Consider the following 20,846-nt stretch of genomic DNA (forward strand, 5'->3'; position numbering starts at 1 on the left):
ATCATCGCGTGTTGGGTAGGTTGAGCCCACGTTAACCCACAAACCCTGCGTGTAGGTTATATACTGGAGGCGTCAGCGACGCACAGCGGCAGCACACGACCAAGGTAGTGGGCTGATATTCTGGCATCCCTGAGAAAGCTGATTTATCACTCCCCTGTCGGGTGAGGGAGATTCGAAAATTCCCTCGGAGAACTTCGATGTCGTTCCAGAGAACGCAGACCGATAGCACAGACACTGACCGATCCGGGACGAGGGTCCAGTTCGACGACTCCGACACTCGTCGCGACGAGATGCACGATTCGCTCGAAGCGTGGGTCGAGCAGTTCGCCGAACTCTCGAACGAAGCGAGAGCAAGTACAGAACTCCAAAAGTGGCTGGACGTCCAGTCGCGGTTCCACGACTACTCGTACCGAAATACGCTCCTCATCAAGCACCAGTACCCCGAGGCGACGAAGGTCGCAGGCTACAACACCTGGCAGAACGAGTTCGACAGACACGTCACGGAGGGCGAGTCTGCGATCTGGATCTGGGCACCCATCATCGCGAAACGGTGCCCGGACTGCGGGAACTCGCAGTCCTACCACTCCAGTAGCGACTGTGAATACGACGAGACGCCACCCGAGGAGTGGGACAAAGGACTGGTCGGATTCAAGCCTGTCCCCGTGTTCGACGTCTCCCAGACCGAGGGCGAGCCACTCCCCGAACTCGATACGGCAGCGCGTGGGGACGGAGACGAACTCCTGGACGCCCTCCTCAGTGCTGCTCCCGAACTCGGCGTTCGCGTGAACCTCGTGTCTCCCGGGGACTGGGTCCATGGAGCCGCAGCGGGTGTCTGCACCGAGCGGAGCACGTACGACTGTTCACTGCTCATCGAGGTGCGTGAAGACGACAACGCGGCCCAGGTGGCGAGTGTCCTCGCGCACGAGTACGCACACGCCCTGCTCCACTTCGATGTCGACGAGGATGAACGCGAGAAGCGCGAGGTAGAAGCTGAAAGCACGGCGTACGTGGTTTCGCAGTACTTCGGACTCGACGCCTCCCGGAGCGCGCTGTACGTCGCCGCGTGGGACGGTGAGCCTGCCGAGGCTATCCAAGAACGGTTGGAGCGAATCGTGGCGACGGCTCGGGAGATAATCGACGCAGTCGAGCGAGACTGAGTGCGGACAGCCTGCCAGTTTATCGACCCCCGACGGGTGAGGGGTGTCGTCGAGGCGGCGATGTCCTTCAGAGGATTACAACAGATGCCAGTTAGCGACAGCTATCCGCGATCGTTCGACGAAGACGTCCCGCTCGACCAGCACACCAACCGGTGTCCGGAATGCGATGGCCGGCTCACGATCAACGCGACCGAACGCGCCTGCGAGGACTGCGGGCTCGTCGTTACCGGACAACGACTCGACCGCGGACCGGACTGGAGTTCGTTCGACGACGACACGCGCAGACGGGCAGGAGCGCCACTGACCGCAGCACGACACGACCGTGGGCTTTCGACGACGAGCGGCTACGGGAGCGACGGTAATGGGAATGGACTCTCCAACCGAAAGCGACGACAGCTCCACCGCCTCCGTCGCGAGCACTCCCGAGGGCGGTACGAGAGCAAAGCCGACCGGAATCTTATGTACGGCTTCACCGAGATTCGACGCATCACTGGCGCTCTCGGGCTCGGTGATTCAATCCGTGACCAGGCGTGCTCGCTGTTCCGAACCGCACAATCGGAGCGGCTACTGCGTGGGCGGTCAATCGAAGGTGTGGCTGCCGCGTGTGTCTACGCCGCGGCGCGGTGTAACGGCCTGCCCCGGACGCTCGACGAGATCGCCAGCGTCGCTCGTGTCGAACAAGAGCGAGTACAGAATTCGTACAAATCCCTCAACGTTGAGCTCGGACTCCCAGCGCAGCCGATGACGCCCAGCGAGTTCGTTCCCCGACTCGCTTCGGACCTGGACGTTCCCGACAGGCTCCAACAGCGTGCGCTCGAACTCGCTCGCGAAGCCGAGCGTGCGGGTGTGACCAACGGCGTCCAGCCCTCCGGGTTCGCTGCGGCCTGTCTGTACAGAGCCGGGCTGCGGTCGAAGTGGCTGACGCAGCGCGAGGTCGCCGAGGCTGCAGGGACGTCGACCGCGACAGTGCGGAACCATCGTGACACCCTAGATGAGTTCGTTCGCTAATCGCCCAAGCACTCAGCAACGACGACGATGGCTATACGTGGAAGCTCGTGCCGCAGTCACGACAGGTTGCCCAGCCACCCTGCGAAACTTTCTGCTTCTCCCCACAGTCGGGACACTCACGCCAGACGGATCGGTTGTGATGACTCATCAGCCAGTCATAGGGGGTCCGGTTACTTCACTCACGATGACTGCCGACCCTCGTTTATGCTCACCTGAGGGGTGAGGTGAGAACAGATTCCTACCAACGAAACACATCCACTGCGGAGACTCGAGTTCACCAAACGCGTCCGTCGACGCGCCGAGTACGAAGCCTTCGAGTTCACACTCGTCCCCGACGGCGTGCTCGTGACCAACTGCAGCCACGCCGACATCGATTCAACCGGCTTCGACCGCGACCAGCCCAGCCGCCACTACGCCAATCGAACGAATTACCGCGTCCGAGCGCTGAAAGTCACCGCCCTCGTGGACGTCGAAACGCTGTACATCACCGACATCCACTCCACAACGAGCAAGAAACACGACGCGAAGATCGGCCCGCAGGTCGCCCGCCGAAACGCGGGCGACCTGCGGAGCCTCGCCGCCGACAGCGGCTACGACGCGAAAGCCTTCCGCGACGAACTCCGCGAACACGGCATCAGACCGCTAATCAAACACCGAATCATGAATCCACTCGATCACGCTCATAACGCCCGCATGGACGGTGATCGGTACTACCAGCGTTCGATGTCAGAAACCGTCTTCTCGCCGATCAAGCGCACGCTCGGCGCAGCCGTGCGTGCGCGAAGCTGGTGGCTGGAGTTCCGTGAAATGCTGCTCAAAGCCACCGTCTACAACCTCCGCCGGAGCGACCGATACCCGTGAAATCCAGCGCCGTATACCGAAACTACAGAGCCAGATATTTAATTTTGAGTGTTCATCCGCCGACGATTAGCTTAATCCGATTGGCACGCTGCGAGCCAACTCCGTCAACAGACGCGAGGTCAGCAGCGTCTGCGGCTTTCAGATCAGCTTTGCTCTCATAGCCCGCCGCTTGCAACGCTGCGGCAACTGATTCTGTCACTCCGTTAATTTCAGTCAAAGATCCCGTGCCGTCCTGATCGGATGCCTCCTGGTCGGGATCGCCATCTTCTGGGTCGTTCGTGGTCGATTCAATCAGAGACGGTGCGTCAGGGAACTTTCGCAACAGCGCCACCGCTCGCTCGTATTCGTCTATGGACTCTACAAGTATCGGTACTGGCTTTTCAGAACGGGGAGTTTTTGGAACCCGTAGTTCACGTGCCTCGTCTCTGTTCATGTCCGAGAGCAACGCCAGTAACTCAGCAACCGACGACGGAAGCGGCTCAGTCTCGACTGCTTCGAACTCTGTTACTGTATCCCCGTTCCCGTAGGCTGTTCGATACGCCGTCATGTCGATATCGTCCTGAGCAAAAAGGTGGGCTCCGTATCCAGTTTCTGGTGAATCATTGAGCTTGCCGCCCCACTGATCAAGGATTTGCTCGTGCCAGCGTACCATCGGTTCGTCCTCACCGAGCGTGGCGGCGATATTGTCGCCAAGGAGTTGAGTGTGGATCTCGTAGAGAGTCCCGAACAGTTCGTAATACTCCGCGAGTTGGCTTGGCGCAACCTCAGCATCCGATGTGGAGCCCGTCCCTTCGGTTAGTGCTTGGACGGCCCCATCTGTGGCGACGTCTGCGGCTTCACAAGCGTCTTCCCAGCTGTCGAAGACATCGTAGATGTAGCTATTACTGTAGACCGCGTGCGTTTCAAAATCACTGACTTTCGGGCGTCGTCCAACTGACTTAGCGACGGCTTGAATCTCCGCGATTACATCTTCTCGATAATCCATATCAGCAGCCTTCGTCGCCTGTTTCACCGAACCAAAGCGACGGCGATAGAACTGAGACGGGAACTGTCCGTGCTCGTCAACGTGGTGATTCGCTGGAACAAACCCAAGCTCGTTCCGGAGCCGTTCAAGCCCACTGAGCAAGGTGTCGTCGTCTGGGAGTGCCACACCGGCAGCGTCCCGGGCTGCAGCCCACGAATCAAAATATGTCTCGTACCGATGAGCATCATACGTCCCGTATTCATCAACTTCGGCTTTCGTCGGTGCTCGACCAAGCTCATCAGCAACGTCCAGAAGCGCGTCGAGCAGTCGTGATTCGATATTAACTGTCGACGCTCGGAGCGCTGCCTCCCAATTCCCGAAGACCTCTGTGGCTCCTTGGGGGTCAAAACCCTCGTGCTGGCGTGCCTCTTGATACGTCGGCACGCGGCCGAGAGACTCAACAACAGCCTCGATATCCCGCAGGAGTGTGTCCTCCTCCGAAACGGGTCCCGTTCCTTCTTCGCCACCTTCAACGCCACCGTCGCCACCATCTTCGGCCGTCTCTGTCAGGACGTCGGGAATGGGAAGGTTATCGACTGTAGCAGTGCGGGTAATCAACTCGGTAGTATTCGTTTTGGGGAGATCGTGGATGAGGGCCGTGACATCTGGCTCGGTGCCGACGCCAGCTGCGACCAGGGCGTCGTTCCAGCTATCAAAGAAGTTGTAGACGAACGACGAACTGTACCGCGAATACTCGTTGAATTCCTCGATTTTCGGTGGACGACCGACAGAGATGGCGACAGCACGAATCGCGTCGAGGACAGCCGATTCGTAATCTAATCCGGCAGTCGTGGCCGCATCGCGAACAGACTCGAATTCAGTGCGATACTGGCCAACAGGGTAGCGCCCGTGCTCGCTGACGTGACTGCTCGTCGGTGGGAACCCGAATTCTGCTTCAAGCCGCGTGAGTTCATCGAGTAGCGCCTGTCTGTCCGGGCTATCGATTCCAGCGGCAGCAAGTGCTCTATCATGATCATCGAAATAGAGAGTGTAGAGATTCTCGTCGGACTGGCTGTGCTCGTCAAGGTCACCGTGAGTGGGCGCTCTCCCAAGTTGCTTCTCGATCTCCTGAAGGTTGTCTACGAGCCACTCTTCCACTGGAAGGCTGGTCGCTGCAAGTGCAGCACCCCAGTCCCCAAACTCCTGGGAGTACGCCTGAGCTTGGAAGCTCCCGAGTTCGTGCATATCATCATATTTCGGAATACGTTCCAGTCTACTTGCAACCGCTTCAATATCATCAACCATCTGTTTCTTCCGACCAATCGTCTCTGTCGATGTCGCGGGCTTATCACTCCCATCCTCGTCTTCTGCGGTCGTGGAGTTCGATTCCAGCTCTGTGTCTTCGTCATCGTCAGGAGGGGAGGTAGTAGGCAACTCGTCAAGTGTGGCCGCAACCTCAGGGAGAGCAATCCCATGCTCGGAAGCCTGCTGGATGGCTTCCTGATAGCGACTGATTTTCTCAGTAGTGCCCATCGACGCATCGAGATCTTCTGCTTCGGTGAGTATGTCGTTAATACTGTCGAGGGCTTCGATTCGGGTTTCAATATCTGAGAGCCGTGCTTCGAGTGCTGTCACGTCGATGCCAGCGGTCTCCGAGTCTAAGGCCCAGCAGAGTTTGTGCTGGGCTCGAATCAGATTATCACGCGCAGCGTCTGGCTCCGTGACCGTGTCACCAACATCCGTCATCAGTGACTCGGCCTCTTTGACGACCTTCAGAGAGCGGTCAGTGGCTTGCTGAACGTCAATATACGCTGGCCCCAGACTGTCCGGAAAGGATCCAGTTGAGGCTGTTCCGATACCTGCATCGTGGTCTGTTCGCGGTCCGCTCGTACGTGAATTGTCTGTCATCGGTGCGTGATTGTGGGGCTATCGATCATGGACCTCTCCCTCGGGATTGGAGGCTGCGTACTAGTTTTCATTTATGAACTCGAGAGTTTGAGGACTCGCACACCCTCAGTTGGGTGTCTGACAGCAACGGTACATGGCATGACTGTTGTGGGGATCCAGAACTTCCCAGCTGTACTGGTGCGGCGGTAGATCACATCGTCGCCTACCGCAGAGACGAAGGCATCTGAGACCGCATCACCGTCCTGATTAGTCACACCGATTTTGAACTCACCGTCTTCTTGCGATTCCAGCGTAAGTGACAGTTGCTGTGGAGCTTCCGGACCATCATTTGCCTCAGTCTCATTCTCCTGGTCGGCACCCGGTGACTCAGTATTGGTGGAAGCTGGGTCGTCGGGCTCGGCGGGTTTACCAGGAGCGGATTGCGTGACGGACCAAGCTTGGAGGATTTCCTCGGACGAGTTATTTGGGTCTACAGACGTCAGGAGCGTGTCTAACTGCTCCCGCTGGATGTCTTGATCAGGCCAATCGTAGACTCCATCATCAGCGAGCGTTTTGATCCGGTCTGCGCCCGCAGTCAGTAACCGACTCAGCGCTGTCCAAACCTCATCTGCCGACGCTGTGAATCTGGGATGATTATCGAACTTCGCACCCAGCGAAAGGAATTCTTGGGCGGCTTCCAAGAGCGCTTGCCCGTCATCTGCTGGTGCCTGCGCCTCCGACGCTGTTGGCACTGCGACCAGATTCACGAACGTAGCATCTTTCTCGCCGTCTGGATTCCGGAGTATGCGACCGATCCGCTGAATCAATTGCTTGTTGACGTTCCCTGTGGACATATTGATGCCGACGTCGGCGTGTTGCATGTCCACACCTTCACCAATGAGATCTCCCGTGCCAATGAGAACGCCTGGTGTCTCAGGGTCGTCAAACTCATCGACAGTATCGCGCTGGACCGTACTACTGTCTGATCCGAAGATTGTGTACACTGGTATCGTGACATCCTCCCGCACCTTGAGTAATCGTGCGAGCTCCTCGATTTGCGCATTGTTGTTTGTAAGGACGACGACCTGGTGGCCAGCGTACCTCGCCACAGTGTCACACACGGTGCCGAGGCGTGGGAATTGGTTCCAGCGTTGCGTTCGGCGCGAGAACAACGTTGTAACTAAATCTTTGAACTCGTCATCAGTCTGCTTCAGCTCTTTTCCCTCTGTGGTGTGAGAGAACCGGCAGATGTCGTTGTGCGTTCGAAGCCGCTGATCCGATGTTGTTACAAGCGTGCCGGAGGTGAGGCGCTCTCGAAACGCACGGAATCGCTCATTTGCTTGCTGGGTGACTTCGACAAAGTCATCCGAGTCGTTCCCAGCTGGGACGTACTGAACTTCCCAGTCGAACATTGGGATGACACCGTTGGCCTGTGCATCCCGCACGGTGAACCGCTTGATTTCCGGGCCAATCGTGTCTTCAAGTCGCTCTCGGAGCTTCGAATCCACAGCCTCACCCTCGTCGACAGATCCTGAAAGTGCGAGCACTTCGCTCTCGAATGAGTCCAACAACTGCCCCCAACCAGAGCCGTTCGCATAGTGATGCGCCTCGTCGAGAATCACGAGATCGTACGCGATATGCTCTCGATTGATCAATGCCTGTGCCGTCCGAAAATGCACGATTCCCCACTCAAGTGTGATATCATCGCTTCCCTGTGTCCGGTCCCGGGGGATGTTGAGGTGACGGTCGAACTCGCGACGCCACTGCTCAAGAATCAGGTCGTTATGTGCGACGACTAAGACTTTAGCACGCGGCCCACCGTGTTGGACACTAGCCGTGTCGAGGTCATCATCAAGCGGATGGAGTGACCCATATCGAGTTGCAATTGCTGCAAGTCCAAGCACCGTCTTCCCGGTGGCAGTGGCCATGTTTGCATAGCCACGGCCCCCTGAATCAACCCAGTTCTCAAGGGCATCTCGTTGATGTTCCCAGAGAGGCGTCATCATCTGGGGTTCGTCCAGTTTCGCGAGCAACCCCGTATTGTACGCGTTCTCGAACTCCTCGACGATTTCCGCTGCCTGTTCTGCGATGGTGGGGTCCGAGAACAGTTGGACTAAGATATCAGCTGTGGACGTCAACTCGCCTCCAAGGTGGGGGTTGATTTGACTGTGAGCGCTTGTCAGCTGTTTTTCCAACACGGCGGTGATTGCACGCTGAACGTCTTCTAAACCGGTTTCGTCGTGTTCAATCTTGTAGTTCAATTGGTTCAAAAGAAAGACCAACTGACCCAGTTCGCGCGAGCTAATCCCGCTTTTTAATGTCGCAGGGAGGTCAGAATGATCGCCGACTGTCGCGAGCATTCCCTCCTCATAAAGAGGGCCAACTTCCTCCGGGAAATTATACCGATCGAGTTCAGTGTCCCCGATTCCGATGTTGGACTGTATGTCAATTGCAGTTTCGTCGAGGTACGATGGCCACGCGGACACTGGACGGGATTCCAGGAACTTGTTGCGAAGGGCTTCCTCTGGGCTGTCCCTGTTGTACGCCCGATCGTCCGCAATGTCGTTGATATTCGTCATTGCTATGGAACTGACAACGTTAGTATAAAACTAGTGAGAGCTACAGACGCATAATCCTATTCGCCATGCCAGCTTTCTCGGGCGGGTTCTAAGCGCCTCCATCACACTTTGGAAGATGGTTCAAGACATATAAATCGAAATGTAGGCTCTAAAGCCCAGAATATTCTCTCACGTCCAATCGATATCAGACGACGAAAAGCTGAAGCTTGCGGTCAGCTACCCTCCAAATCTGCACTGAGGTGTTTGTCGATCTCGTCACTGAGAGTTTCTAACGCCTCGGTCTCAGTGTCTTCCGGTTCCTCTGAGTCTCCAACAGTCGAATTCTGTCGCTTTGGCTCCCCCTCCAGAATCGAATCGACCACCACTTCCTCTTCCTCCCACTTTGACTGGCTTTTAATAGTATACTTTTGCTGTCGTCGCCAATCACCGTCGCGTTGTTGCCAAACGTAGATCATTACCTCGTTCGTCTCCCAATCCCCTTTCTCACTGATGTTCACGATGGCTTTCCACCACTCCTCAGTCTTGAACACCGTCTTCCCCGCCGCAACCGTATAATACTCACTCACAGGGAACTCGGAGTCTCTCGTTTCCAGATCCGGGTCCGCATCTGAACTCGGGGGCGAGTCCATTATGAGCGCATCAACCGTCTTGCTGTCCGAATGCCACGCCTCTGGCGTTTTAACGACGTACTTGTTTTTGCGATTCCACTCCTCATCATCGTGATGCCAGAGATAGATCGCGACTTCGCTATCGGCGGCGTCCTCGTAGCGATACTGGACGACGGCCTTCCACCATTCGTCGTTTTGGTATATTGTTTCGTGTTCAACGACGCTCAACGATTCGTGTACCGGCGGACGTGAGTCATTAGCAGTCATATATCTGGAATTTCCTTTGGTCGTTAGTATTCACAGGTCGTCGAACTCTGCCGCGATATCGTCCATAATTCCACCATCCTCACCGGTTGTGTCATCACTCTCAACAGTAGGGACGGTACCCGCTGTCGAACTGCGGTCGCCCTGCCTGGACGCATTATCGTCGTTGGCCTGAGTCCCCGCAGCAGGCGTCGTCCCTCCAGAAGTGGCTTCTCGGACGATGTCCAGAAGAAGACCCGCGAGCATCGGACCAACGCCGTCAACGTCGGTCAACACTGATTTCGACACTCCGGTCAGCTCTCCAACAGTCTCGAACCCAGCTCGTTCTAAATTCTTTGCTGTCGAATCACTGACCGCATCCAGCTCTCCCGCGTTCGAGCGGAACGTATGTGACTGAGTAATGAGAGATTCAGCTTCTGTCGACCCGGAGCCCTCTGTATCCGTGGACGATACTAAGGACGGTGATTCTAACGTCGTGGACGAGCGGTCAGTCTCTTTCGAATCTGATTCTCCGTCTTCAGTTGCTTCCGCAGTAGCGATTGAACTGGTGGCTCCCGGACTCTTTGTCCGTTCCGGTGAGTCAGCACCGGACTTGCTAGACAGATACGGCTTCTCAGGCGGGTTTGCGCTATTACCGCCACATTGTTTTTCGCCCGTTGTCTCCAGCTGTTCAGCTTCCTCTAACGTTGCCTCTATTGGCTCTCGGGCGACCTGTTTACCAGCGTCGTGTTGACGACGGTTTATATACTCTAGCAGGTCAAGAATCTTCTCCGATTCGTAATCCACCACGTTGAAACGTTCAACAACTGCCTCGACCTTCGCCTCAGCCGATTGAAACGCATCAACAGCGCTCTCGTAGTCCCCGGCCTCCGCATTCGACTTTCCAGCTGCCACATCCTCGTTCGCATCTCGAACTACGTTGATACCAGCCTTAACAACACCAGGCCGTGCCTTCGCAGTCAACCGGATATACCCAGACGGATCAGTTTCAATCATCCCGGGATACTGACTCCGTAGCACATCTACGAGCGACACCTCACTTGGAACGGCTGTAACTGCAATATTCGCTGGCGAAACCGGCACTCGCCCTGCAAGATAGAATAGGAACTCATTGTCCTCCACTGTCTGCAGATTAATCGGTTGGTTAAGCTCCAGAGACACTGTCATCGTATCTGACTGACCTGGGTGACTGTCAAGGCGAATGCTCTCCACACAATCACGGTGGGATCAACACGTCGCTGGTCACAACGCACATGTACTGGACACCCTCTTTGTTGACTATACATCTGAATCAGTCTCCATCATCTCATCGTCGAAGGCATCCACGATCTCACCAAGCTCACCACCGACCTCATCATCCTCCTGCTGTTTCGTTCGAATATAATTCAGAATCGCATCCGTCGGATCACCGGCAATATCACCGAACTCCTCCTCGGCAAAGTCCAAGCCGCCAGCAGCATACTGCGCGAGTACCTTCATTTGTGTCGACGTCTCCACGAGTGCAGCGGGATCGTTCTCCTCTTGGAACGCGAGCGAACTCATAATCACGCGATACAGATCATTCGAGAACACGTTCTGGAGACCAATCTCTCCCACAGTCCCGGCATCACGATCGCCACGGTAGTTATTTCGGTTGATTCGGTCTTCGCGGTAGCCAACGACAGCGAGAAAGATCAAGAAGTCATACGAACTGTTGAACACGCCATACTCGTCGACGACCTGCGTGTAGAGGTCCGATTTCCGGTAACGGATAATTGGCTTCCCCATGATCAGTCACCCCTGAGAACGGGCGCATCGGTTTGAATTTTTGTCTGTGGATATTTGCCGTCTTGTTTACCCGGGTCGAAATCGAGCCAGTACTGCTGACCGATGATCGGTTCCATCTCTTCTTGAACTGGACCTTCCCACTGCGAGTCAGTGGCAAAGACGATAACCTGATTCGCGAGTGTTGGAATCACCCGACTAACCTCTCGACGATGGTCCTTGTCGAGGGCGCCGAACGGTGAGTCCATTACGATTGGATAGATTCCACCTTGGAAGTACTCAGATTCAGATTCAGATTCATACCGATTCCGGGCGATATCGACGAGACTACCGATGAATGCTAAACTCGCAATCTGCCGTTCTCCTGTAGATTTATCAACTTCTACTCGCTCCTCACCAACTTCCTGTGAAATTTTGAGCTCAAATTCTTCCGTCACTTCGGCGATGAGGTCCTTGCTCGCAATCTCACTGAACGTCTCTTGGATATTCTGGTTTGCCCATTTACGGACCTTGTCCTTGAGGTCGGTGAACGAACCATCGAGCTGATCACGAACCTCTTCAGCTGCTTTCTGGCGCTGCTTCGCAACTCGTGCCTCCGCTCGCTCATCTTCCTGTTCGTCGATTTCTCTTTCAAGCGAGTTGACGCGCTCATTACGCTGTTCGGTTTTTTCGTCGATTCGACCAATCTCAGAAATAAGTTCGTCCCGCTCGTCCTTCTTCGCTTGGAGTTCCACCTCTAGGTCACCAATTGAAAGTCCAGATTCCGTCGTGACTTCAGAGTCTTGCAATTCCGAGCTGATATCGTCAACCTTCTCGACCCACCCATCGATATCGTCGTGTAACTCCTTTCGTTCCTCGATTCGCTCATCGATTTTATCGAAAAACGAGTTCTCGATCTCGGATACGTGATTCAAGTTACCAATCGTTCGAAGGGCACTCTGCTCGACACCGTCAGCAACCGTATCGCCTTGCATTGCCTGCACTTGCTTGTAGTGCTCAGTTCCCCTCTCAAGCGCCCGCCCGCAAATGCATTGCTCCGCTTCGAGAAGTGAGTCAATGAATGAATTACTGAGTTCGGATGGAATCACGCCCTCCTCCCGCATTGCATCCAGTTCTTCAGCCGTATCCCGGATCAACGGCATCGCAAGCGGCACGAAGCCATGATTGCTTATCTCCTCACGTATCTCGGCGTTCAGCTGTTCGACATCTTCCTCAAGATCATCGATCGTCTCTTGGTACTGTTTCCGCTGTTGTTGTAATCGAGCACTGTCGTCGAATGCCTCTAGACGCTGTTCGAGATCTTGAATCTCTTGCTCCACTCGAGATTTTGCGCGCTGGGTATCCTCTCGTGACCGTTTCAGTTCCTCCACCTCCTCTTCGACCGTCTGCTTCTCCTCGATTAACGCAGAGAGTTCCTCACTCGCGTTCTCGCTTACTTCCGACTCAAAACGTCCAGCAACCGTATCGAGATGACGAGTCGCACGTTCGAGGATGGTGAGCCCCATAATATTCTCGATTGCCTCTTGGATGCGGTCCTGATTGTCTATGCCTGCGAGCTCGTCAATATCCTCGCCATCAAAGAAGAACAAGCCGCTGAGTCGCTCGGGAATAACCTGATCAAGCGTATTTTCTGGATTTCCACGCGGTTGCCATTGGTCTCCTCGCTTCAGTTTCACATCAAGATCCATATCGTCGACTTCACCATCGAAGTCGCCACTTGACTGTTTCTTGTAGACCGCGGTTCGGCATGCGTCATACTCGGTGCCTTCATGTTCAAACCGTAGACGCACCGATACCGTAACGCTCTCACCCACTTCTGCGTCTGCCATTGCGCCCTCGCTCGCCAACCGTTCTGGTCGAGTGTCGAAATCAACCTTGTCATAGAACAACCAGGTAAAGGCGTTCAACAACGTGGTCTTTCCAGAACCGTTCGAGCCATGCACGACCGTAATATTGCTCTCGTTTCCTCGAGCGAAGGTGATACTCTCGTCTCGGAACTGTCGAAAGTTCTCTAACTTGATTTCAATTAACTCCATTAGTTAATCTCTTCGCGAATAATCTCCTCGATCTCGTCGTTGATACCTCTCGCGAGGTCAAGGTGAAGTTTGTCTTTCTCAGCCTGCAGCACGCGTTCGCGGATTGTCCGAATTTTCTCTGTGGTGACTGTAACATCTGTTTCCGCAAGTGACTCTGCCATCGATTAAATCAGTCCGTTGGGGATTTATAAATCACAATAACACCTCAATCTTCCGGCCCCAGTAAGGGCTGTGATTTCACGAGGTGAGGAGTTCGTACCGACGCTTTACCGACTGGAGAGTGCGATTCGAGGTCGGAATCCCTCGAACGTCAGCGTCTGGATGATTTCGTGCACACTCAGCGAACATCGACACGCGATCTAGCTCGTTCTCAATTAATTTCCGCTCAGCAGCGTACTCTTCGTCGGTTAGCATCTCCGGGTGCTGACCCGTATCTGGAATCGTGATGAAGTCGTGGATTACTGCAAACTGTTTCCCTTCGTCTTGGCGCAGAATCCTCCCACGGCGCTGTACATACTGCCTCGGATTCGACGTACTCGCCAAAATATACGCCGTCCGTGTCGCTGGGATATCGACCCCTTCATCGAGACACCGAATAGAGGTGAGCACGTCGATTTCTCCCCGTTCAAAATCCGTGAGCAACGCTTCGCGTTTGGCTTGGTTCTCACGGGCGGTGAACCGATCAACGGTTAGATCACATACGTCGCGAAGCATCTTCGTCGTCTCGTCGACATGACGTTCACCGTCTTCATCAACACCGAGAGAGCCATCACTACAGTACACCAGCGTATGCTCTGGATTATCAACCTTGGCGAAGAGATCGACAAGGAGGTCCAGCTTTTGTCGGGCAGTACCGATGAGACGAGCACGTTTGAATAATGCCGTTTGTAACGCTGGGTTGTCCTCGAGTACTGCATCTGCCCCACCGGCCTTCCCCATGAGCCGGCCAATCTTCCGCGTGAGCCGCATATACTCTTCCATCTCATCGGCCTCCAGTTCCACGATATGCGGGATGTAGTAGTACTCGTAGAGTGCCCCACCGTCGATTGCATTTTTGAGTCCGTAGTCGAAGACGGTCCCACCGAAATACGAATTCAGGACTCTCGTGCCGTCTTCGTCGTACCATCGCTCCGGCGTTGCGGACAGCCCAAGTCGGAACCGAAACTCGTCCAGTAATCCCTTTTGCGCGTCTGTTGCCCCCATATGATGGACTTCGTCAGCGATTAACATCGACTGCCCCACGCTTCGCTTCAATGTTTGCTGCGTCGCCGCTCCCGAGAGTGTTCGATGGGTGGTCACAACGACGGCAATATCGCGGACCGCGTTGTTGAGCTCAAGTAACTCTCGCTCCAGTCGTGGTTGCCAGTTCCGGCGGGATTGATATGCGAGTACGGGCTGGACACCAAAGTCCTTGAGGTCAGCTGCCCATTGATCGACGAGATGCTGGTAAGGGACCGCGATGACGAGGAGAAATCGTTGTTCAACGAAGTCAGCAACCTTGGACGCCGCTTGAAGTGCAGTAACAGTCTTGCCTGTCCCAGTGGCCATGTGGAGAATACCTTGCCCATCCGCATCCAGCCAGCTCTGGATTGCTTGCTGTTGATATTCACGTGGTTCGATCCAGTCAGGAGACTCGAATGTAGACATTGATGAAGTGGAGGTTACGTATCTGTACTCCATCGAACAGAATATGTGTTCCGGCAGCTGTAGCCCTGCTATCGCCGCCTGCTACCGAAGCCCACCGGTCAATTCAAGAAGTACCGTGAGGGCAATCGCCAGCATTTATGCCGATGAGCTGAATCACTACGCACATGGCACAGCCCGGGGCATATGATGGGATCTAAGCTGCAGTCGGCGATATCAACTCCCATCCAGAGTACGAAAACCCAGAGGAGATCTTGGCTCCAGTTCCGGGAGAAAAGATGGTCCGTGACTGGACTGCAGCACTGACAGGGCTCTCCGTTGGGACCTCTGTGAGTCGCGACACCGATACTCTACTCACGAACCTCGTGGCAGTATATGGCCGTTCAATCGACAGCCTCGAACAGCACGCGGCTGCAATCGGTGTCAAATCACTCAATGAGTTCCCACCTCGGGATGTCCTTTTTATGGTGTGTATCCGACTGCTACAAGAACAGTACGCTGGGAGGTCAAACCTCGATCCACACAAATTTCGTGTGGTCCTTGACCGTCGATACACCGTCAATGAACCGTGAAACGCTGCTAACTCCGTAATAGTCTTTTCAGTCTCGGAGGAGCGGGAATTCGATCAGAGGGAGACATTCGGGAGAGCGAAGCGCCTATTTATCGCGATCGAGTATGCAGCAGTACTTAGATGGCGTCGTTTCGGGTAAAAACGGTCGGTGACGACGGCTACGGACGGCTAGGTGAACTCGAGGTCCCTCATGGCCCCGTTGAAACGCCAGCACTCTTCCCCGTCGTCAATATGATCGGTGGCACAACCGAGAAATCCGGTGGTGTCTGGCGACGGATGCGAGAGAAACTCATCGACAAAGATCACCTGCAAGGGATCATGTTTCAGGCGATGAGTTTCACGGACTACGGTGTCTCACCGGATAATTTGAACGAGTTCTGGCGCCAGCAAACGTTCCACGAGCGATTCAGCGAACTCGATGCGCCCGTCTTCATTGACTCCGGCGGTTTCAAACTCATGAACTCTAATACGTTCGGTGAAGCCCCCGAAGAAGGTGGCCTGCCGAACGAATGGGGGCTCTACACGGACCCGAAAAGTATCCTCGGCCTCCAACTCGACTTTGGCGCAGACATTGTCGCAACCCTCGACTATCCGATTCCGCCCAACCTGAAAGACGAAGAGAAGATGGAGCGGATGAACCGGAGTATCGAAAGTGCCGTCGAATGTCTCCAGATTATCGATAATCCTGATCTGCTCGACGAGAACTTCGACATCAACACGCGTGCAGCATCTCGGCTGCGAGAGCAGAAAGCCAACGGTGAGGAGCCAAGCGTCTATATCGCACTGCACGGCCACGACTACGAGACAGTGAACTGGTATGTCGGTACTTTCATCGATCGGGTCCGCGAGCTCGACGTCGAGAGTTCGTTCGAAGGCTTCGCCGTCGGATCTCTCGTTCCACTCCGAGACAGCATCGACGTGCTCGTTGATATCGTTCAGGGCGCAAAAGACGCTATTCCCGAGCAACGAGCGGACGAAGTGGGACTGCACGTGTTCGGGGTTGGCGGTAAGCAAGTCGGGTTGCTCTCGCTTTTAGGCGTGGATACATTCGACTGCTCGACGCACATGCAGACGGCGCGATATAAAAAATACCTGCACCCAACAACGTGGACACATCACAAGCTCGAGGAGCTAGACGAGTTCCTTGAAGCCGATGGGAGTTTCCCCTGCAATCTTCCGAATTGTTTGCTCTGTAACGACGAGAGCGACTTGGATTACGAGACGCTCCTCGAACTGTTGAACCGGGACTATGATTACGCGGAAGTCCAGGAACGGAAAGCAAACGACGAACCAATCAAGAGCGACTACTACGCGCTGCTTGCCCGTCACAACTTCGAGGTGTATAACGAGGAGATGCAGCGGGTACGGGACGCCATTCGGGATGGCAACCTTCTGGAATACGTCATCGGATTCGCGCGGGAACACGATGACATCAAAAAAGGCCTGAAGGAAGCGCAGATTCGGGATAAAGAGCTCCGCGCCGAGATCGAAGCCCGTGGGGCGTATGACTTGCTACCTGGGTCAACGCTGAAAAGCGACCAGGCAAAGCTCTCTGACTGGGGTGCCGGTGTCGACGAATCAGCCACCAACCAACGCATCTCACTTAAGCACACTCCTAACGACTTCGACGTGCGGATGCGTGACCACGAACCACCCAGTGGCAAGTCGATTTTACTTTTCATCCCGTGCAGTCAGAAGAAGCCGTACTCAGAATCCAGAACGCATTCGATCCTGTACGACAAACTAGGGCAAATTACCGAAAACATCTACAAAGTCACAGTCTCTGGGATGTACGGTCCAGTCCCGGAAGATTGTGAGCGCCTGCAACCGATTCTGGAGTACGATTACGTCCTCGCGAAAGAAGATACTGACCAGATTGACCTCGTCACGGACCGGGTCCGCGATTACCTGGCGACACACGGTGCCCAGTTCGACGAGATTATCGGGTACGTGACAAGCAAAACGTATCGGCAGGTCATCGAAAAAGCATTTTCGGACTACGGCCGCGGTGAAGTCTTCCCTCGTGACCCACAAGCACTCCAACTCACCGAATTCTTCCGGAATACGAACATAGATGAACTAATCACGTACCTCAATACTCACCATGCAGAACAGTAACACACGAAACCACCGTTGTATGGTGGTTGAACGGGATTAATCGTCGGCTGCTGGCACAGCAGCTCCTTGGAGGAGTTCGCTGACTTCGATAACTTCGACGAACTGTCGACCGTCGTTCTCATACTCGAAGCCGCCGTCGTCGACATCGAATTTGAGGTCACCGCCATAGTAGCCGTTCCGTTCGTATTCGCTGAGGATCGCCGGGTCGCCCTGCGTCCAACAGACCGCGACATCGGTGTTTTTGAGCGGAACGTCATTCTCGAAGAGTCCAGTGAGTGTGGGAAAGACAGCCGCGTTCCGGAGACGGCCATTTTGGCGGAGAATGGCGTGAATATCCGCGGTTGGGTCGTAATCTTCTACAGTGTGGGACAGGCCCCGAGAGGTGCTGCTCGCGCGTTCCAATGCGATGAGAACTTCGGCCTTGTTCTTTGGGATGAAGCCATCCGATTCGATTGTTTCGCGGCGTTCTTTCAGCGATGTCTGCTGTTTCGCAGTGCGCCGGTTGTACTCCGCTTCTTTCCGTGTTTCGAGGTAGGACTTAAACCAAGGGTCCTGCGTGACTTTCGAGAGATAATACTCGACCTCCTCTTCGATGGCCTTGTAGACAGAACTGGCCTTATTCCGGATACTCTCCCGGTTCGCCGAGAGTTCGATATCTTGGCAGTTCGCAACGAAAAGGAAGTGAATGAACTCGTTGTCGTGTGAGATCGCCTCGTTCAGGCGTTCTACCTTGATATGGTCTTTTGCGAACCAGATTCCGAACTGTGCGGAGTGCCGTCCGTACGTCGGGAGCTCGTTCCGAGCTGCTTTCCCGCCGACCATACCGACGATTTGTAGTGTGGTTTTACCGCCGTCGTATTCTACTGCGATCTCATTAGCGGGATAGTGCTTGCACATCCGTTCAGCGGGATACATGCTGTCATCGGGGTCGAGTTGCTCGTCAGGGAAGGTGAGTCGGTTATCGGTGACAAGCCCGTCTTGTGTATCGTCGATCTCGTCATCGAGTACGACCGAGATTTCCATCTCGCGCTGATCGTCGTCGAAGTAGTGGGCGGTCGAGCCAGCGATGGTTTTCCACTTGAGGTAATGATTGATCTTGTTGTACGTGAGTGATTCTGCGTCGAATCCATGGCCGGAACGGAAGTTGGTGATTTTGATTTTCGTACCGGGGTTTCCGCTCCGAACGTCAGTCTTCGTCAGTTCGTACTCCGGGAGAACCTCGTTGTTGAGTTTCTCCCACGGCTCGTCCATTTCGGCTCGATACGAGGTGCCGTCGTGAACGGTGGTGACCTCGATTCGGTCACTCTTATAGAAAATCTTCGTGCCGTGGCCTTTATACCCAATTGAGTCAGTCTTCCGGGAGTTCCCGAGGTCGAAAAACGATTCGAGATCTCGTTCGTTCATCCCGTGGCCATCATCTTCGATGATAATGTCCGAGCCACCAGCGCGATTCAGGATGGTGATTTCGACAGTTGTCGCGCCGGCGTCGTAGGCGTTGGAGAGTGATTCCCGGATAACTTCGAGCGGGTCCTCGAAGTCGCTTGCGATTTCTAGAAATTCGTTAACTTCGTTGACTTTGGGTGCTTTTTTCATTAGAAGTACCCTCCGAGGGTTTGATTGACGACTTTGTGTGCGTACTGGCGCATCGTCTTGTCGTGACTGAACGTCTCTTCGAAATACGCGATGAGAGCATCTTCGTCTTCGGTTTGAATGCGACGTCTTATTTCCGCCAGTTCGTCTTTGACGACGACGAGGTTGTGCATCGCGACCGGGCCGAGGACGTCTTTCTGGTATTCTGCGTTCCCTCGCATGCGGTTGACGAGTAGGTCTGAGCTACAGACTGGACAGTCGCAATTAGAGAAATCTGCATCATCAAGATCGACCCGTTTCATGAGGGACTCGTTGTATTTGCCATTGATAGCGTTATGAATGTGTGTGCTAGAGTCGAATGAATCAGCCCCAAGCGCGGCGAGAATCGGGACCGCTCGGCTCGAGATGCCCAGGACGTGTAATGGCCAATGACCGATTCCCCACTCATTCATGACTTCTCGGCAATCTGTAACGGCTCGGATGAGAGCGTCACGATCATCTTTCTTTGGGACCAGGCTGCCGAGCGCGATGCCGTCGAACCCTTCTTTGAGGACGCCCTCGGGAACGCTATCGGTGATGACCTCGAGGAATTCGGACATCATCGAGTAGTTGTACCCGTGGAGTGTGAGATATTTTGCGCCGTCGAAGCCACGGGAGATCGAGAGGAACGTGTGGATGTTCTCCGCGGTCATCTCAGCTTTCTCGACGCGCGTCGCATGAGAGTCATCAGGTGCGATCGGGTGGTCAAGGTTGACGATAATGTCGCTCCCGAAGGCTTCTTGGATATCGTATACGGCATCCTGGTTCATTTCCACCTCAAAGTCGCTGCCATCGATGTCAGTCCCCCCAAGGAATTTGAACCCACCCGAGTCGGCGAAAATGAGTCCGTTGTAGTTCTCGAAAAGCGGTCGCTGTTTGATAGGGGTATCGAGGTATGATTCGTATCGATTCCGGTTGAGATTGTAGTCAGTGAGGGACGCGACGGACGTCATAGAGGCATCGAAGTACTCGGTCATCGGCTCAACGCCGACGCGTTCCGCGCCGATCATGAACTCTTTGAGCGTCCGATGGATGCCACCCCCATAGACGCTATTGTCGGTGCCACCAGCGTAGAAGTTGATAACCGGGAACAGATTCGGGGTTTCGAGTTCGGTTCCGTTGATAACGAGTGACCCAGTTCTAGCGTCCCCGTTCCGAGCGGTGACGTCGAAATCGAATCGGTTCCTGACGACGTTTTCCGTCATAGTCACGGGAGAATTTGAATAATGTCGTCGCAGGCTGCAGGCGTTGTCTGACCACGGACGAGTCGCTTAAGCGTGTTGCCCTTGTCTCCGATGCCAGTACCGTCGATCGTGTAAACCGTGGTCGGGAAATCCGGGCTAATGTCATCAATGGTTTGATGATAGTCCTTCCCGGCGTTGACGATGACATCGTCGTAACCGTTGGCGGCGCGTTCTCGAAGGTCTGATTTCACGGACGGTGCGAGGTACCTGGCTCGGTCGGCGTCCATCCGTCTGTCGTACCAGTCGATATCAGCGTCCGAGTCGATAAGCCCGTGTTCGGCTGAGAGGATACACAAGTCGATACCATCGTTAAACGCACCCTCTCGTTTCGCTTTCTTGATGATTTTGAAGAAGAATCCAGAGTACAATTCCAACGCGGGCACGCTCTCACCCGGTTGCTGTTTTGATTTAGAACAACTCTGCACCAGCAGTGAAGGCATGCCTTGTCATAACGATCACTGTGATATATATGTTGTGTGTCTACCCGTTCGCGTCGAACCAGCACCAGTTGG

The 20,846-nt window shown here is 54.7% G+C and carries 14 protein-coding genes and 1 pseudogene; 4 read left to right on the forward strand and 11 right to left on the reverse strand.

The window, feature by feature from the left end; genetic code table 11:
* Nucleotides 1-197 precede the first annotated feature (197 nt).
* From NOW55_RS15555 to NOW55_RS15565, 3 genes and pseudogenes are all read left to right on the forward strand, one after another.
* The gene (locus NOW55_RS15555; RefSeq protein ID WP_256401028.1) at nucleotides 198-1,157 is read left to right on the forward strand and encodes an ImmA/IrrE family metallo-endopeptidase; all 960 of its coding nucleotides are present in this window, start codon (nucleotides 198-200) and stop codon (nucleotides 1,155-1,157) included.
* Between the two features lie 84 nt (nucleotides 1,158-1,241).
* Complete coding sequence (locus tag NOW55_RS15560; protein ID WP_256401029.1) at nucleotides 1,242-2,165, forward strand: transcription initiation factor IIB; 924 nt, start codon at nucleotides 1,242-1,244, stop codon at nucleotides 2,163-2,165.
* Nucleotides 2,166-2,525: 360 nt separating this feature from the next.
* Nucleotides 2,526-3,026, forward strand: a pseudogene (locus NOW55_RS15565) (IS5 family transposase); the annotation flags it as partial.
* Nucleotides 3,027-3,078: 52 nt separating this feature from the next.
* Here NOW55_RS15565 and NOW55_RS15570 read toward each other — a convergent pair.
* From NOW55_RS15570 to NOW55_RS15605, 8 genes are all read right to left on the reverse strand, one after another.
* Nucleotides 3,079-5,898 carry a homing endonuclease associated repeat-containing protein gene (locus NOW55_RS15570; RefSeq protein WP_256401030.1) on the reverse strand — a complete coding sequence of 940 codons (2,820 nt, stop codon included), beginning with the start codon at nucleotides 5,896-5,898 and terminating at the stop codon, nucleotides 3,079-3,081.
* Nucleotides 5,899-5,969: 71 nt separating this feature from the next.
* Nucleotides 5,970-8,456 (reverse strand): DEAD/DEAH box helicase, encoded by a 2,487-nt coding sequence (locus NOW55_RS15575; RefSeq protein WP_256401031.1) that lies wholly within the window; start codon nucleotides 8,454-8,456, stop codon nucleotides 5,970-5,972.
* 212 nt (nucleotides 8,457-8,668) lie between these two features.
* On the reverse strand, nucleotides 8,669-9,331 hold the full coding sequence (locus tag NOW55_RS15580; protein WP_256401032.1) for a hypothetical protein: 663 nt from the start codon (nucleotides 9,329-9,331) through the stop codon (nucleotides 8,669-8,671).
* Nucleotides 9,332-9,361: 30 nt separating this feature from the next.
* Nucleotides 9,362-10,495: a DNA topoisomerase 2-like domain-containing protein gene (locus NOW55_RS15585; protein ID WP_256401033.1), complete on the reverse strand. Its 1,134-nt coding sequence runs from the start codon at nucleotides 10,493-10,495 to the stop codon at nucleotides 9,362-9,364.
* 111 nt (nucleotides 10,496-10,606) lie between these two features.
* Nucleotides 10,607-11,095 carry a DNA phosphorothioation-associated 4-like protein gene (locus NOW55_RS15590; protein WP_256401034.1) on the reverse strand — a complete coding sequence of 163 codons (489 nt, stop codon included), beginning with the start codon at nucleotides 11,093-11,095 and terminating at the stop codon, nucleotides 10,607-10,609.
* Between the two features lie 2 nt (nucleotides 11,096-11,097).
* A complete protein-coding gene (locus NOW55_RS15595; protein ID WP_256401035.1) occupies nucleotides 11,098-13,128 on the reverse strand; it encodes an AAA family ATPase in 2,031 nt (676 codons plus the stop codon).
* Entirely contained in the window at nucleotides 13,128-13,289 is a 162-nt protein-coding gene (locus NOW55_RS15600; RefSeq protein ID WP_256401036.1) for a hypothetical protein, read from the reverse strand. Before NOW55_RS15600 ends, NOW55_RS15595 begins: the two co-directional genes overlap by 1 nt.
* Nucleotides 13,290-13,365: 76 nt before the next feature.
* Nucleotides 13,366-14,808: a DEAD/DEAH box helicase family protein gene (locus NOW55_RS15605; protein ID WP_256401037.1), complete on the reverse strand. Its 1,443-nt coding sequence runs from the start codon at nucleotides 14,806-14,808 to the stop codon at nucleotides 13,366-13,368.
* 655 nt (nucleotides 14,809-15,463) lie between these two features.
* Between NOW55_RS15605 and NOW55_RS15610 the strand changes: the two genes are divergently transcribed.
* Nucleotides 15,464-17,461, forward strand: coding sequence for a tRNA-guanine transglycosylase (locus NOW55_RS15610; RefSeq protein WP_256401038.1), 1,998 nt, complete (start codon nucleotides 15,464-15,466; stop codon nucleotides 17,459-17,461).
* A gap of 36 nt (nucleotides 17,462-17,497) precedes the next feature.
* On the opposite strand, the gene NOW55_RS15615 is transcribed toward NOW55_RS15610, so the two are convergent.
* Genes NOW55_RS15615 through NOW55_RS15625 form a run of 3 tightly spaced genes read right to left on the reverse strand, consistent with a single transcriptional unit; the run spans nucleotide 17,498 to nucleotide 20,774 of the window.
* A complete protein-coding gene (locus NOW55_RS15615) occupies nucleotides 17,498-19,054 on the reverse strand; it encodes an ATP-binding protein (protein WP_256401039.1) in 1,557 nt (518 codons plus the stop codon).
* Entirely contained in the window at nucleotides 19,054-20,295 is a 1,242-nt protein-coding gene (locus tag NOW55_RS15620; RefSeq protein WP_256401040.1) for a tRNA-guanine transglycosylase, read from the reverse strand. The genes NOW55_RS15615 and NOW55_RS15620 overlap by 1 nt, the downstream gene beginning before the upstream one ends.
* A gap of 2 nt (nucleotides 20,296-20,297) precedes the next feature.
* Nucleotides 20,298-20,774: a DUF6884 domain-containing protein gene (locus tag NOW55_RS15625; RefSeq protein WP_256401041.1), complete on the reverse strand. Its 477-nt coding sequence runs from the start codon at nucleotides 20,772-20,774 to the stop codon at nucleotides 20,298-20,300.
* Nucleotides 20,775-20,846: the final 72 nt, after the last annotated feature.

It is taken from the genome of Haloarchaeobius litoreus (genome assembly GCF_024495425.1).
Classification (GTDB): domain Archaea; phylum Halobacteriota; class Halobacteria; order Halobacteriales; family Natrialbaceae; genus Haloarchaeobius; species Haloarchaeobius litoreus.

Excerpts from the sequence above, each read along its gene's own strand:
- NOW55_RS15555 (WP_256401028.1), top strand. The coding sequence starts at position 198 with ATGTCGTTCCAGAGAACGCAGACCGATAGCACAGACACTGACCGATCC.
- NOW55_RS15560 (WP_256401029.1), top strand. The coding sequence starts at position 1,242 with ATGCCAGTTAGCGACAGCTATCCGCGATCGTTCGACGAAGACGTCCCG.
- NOW55_RS15570 (WP_256401030.1), bottom strand. The coding sequence starts at position 5,898 with ATGACAGACAATTCACGTACGAGCGGACCGCGAACAGACCACGATGCA.
- NOW55_RS15575 (WP_256401031.1), bottom strand. The coding sequence starts at position 8,456 with ATGACGAATATCAACGACATTGCGGACGATCGGGCGTACAACAGGGAC.
- NOW55_RS15580 (WP_256401032.1), bottom strand. The coding sequence starts at position 9,331 with ATGACTGCTAATGACTCACGTCCGCCGGTACACGAATCGTTGAGCGTC.
- NOW55_RS15585 (WP_256401033.1), bottom strand. The coding sequence starts at position 10,495 with ATGACAGTGTCTCTGGAGCTTAACCAACCGATTAATCTGCAGACAGTG.
- NOW55_RS15590 (WP_256401034.1), bottom strand. The coding sequence starts at position 11,095 with ATGGGGAAGCCAATTATCCGTTACCGGAAATCGGACCTCTACACGCAG.
- NOW55_RS15595 (WP_256401035.1), bottom strand. The coding sequence starts at position 13,128 with ATGGAGTTAATTGAAATCAAGTTAGAGAACTTTCGACAGTTCCGAGAC.
- NOW55_RS15600 (WP_256401036.1), bottom strand. The coding sequence starts at position 13,289 with ATGGCAGAGTCACTTGCGGAAACAGATGTTACAGTCACCACAGAGAAA.
- NOW55_RS15605 (WP_256401037.1), bottom strand. The coding sequence starts at position 14,808 with ATGGAGTACAGATACGTAACCTCCACTTCATCAATGTCTACATTCGAG.
- NOW55_RS15610 (WP_256401038.1), top strand. The coding sequence starts at position 15,464 with ATGGCGTCGTTTCGGGTAAAAACGGTCGGTGACGACGGCTACGGACGG.
- NOW55_RS15615 (WP_256401039.1), bottom strand. The coding sequence starts at position 19,054 with ATGAAAAAAGCACCCAAAGTCAACGAAGTTAACGAATTTCTAGAAATC.
- NOW55_RS15620 (WP_256401040.1), bottom strand. The coding sequence starts at position 20,295 with ATGACGGAAAACGTCGTCAGGAACCGATTCGATTTCGACGTCACCGCT.
- NOW55_RS15625 (WP_256401041.1), bottom strand. The coding sequence starts at position 20,774 with ATGCCTTCACTGCTGGTGCAGAGTTGTTCTAAATCAAAACAGCAACCG.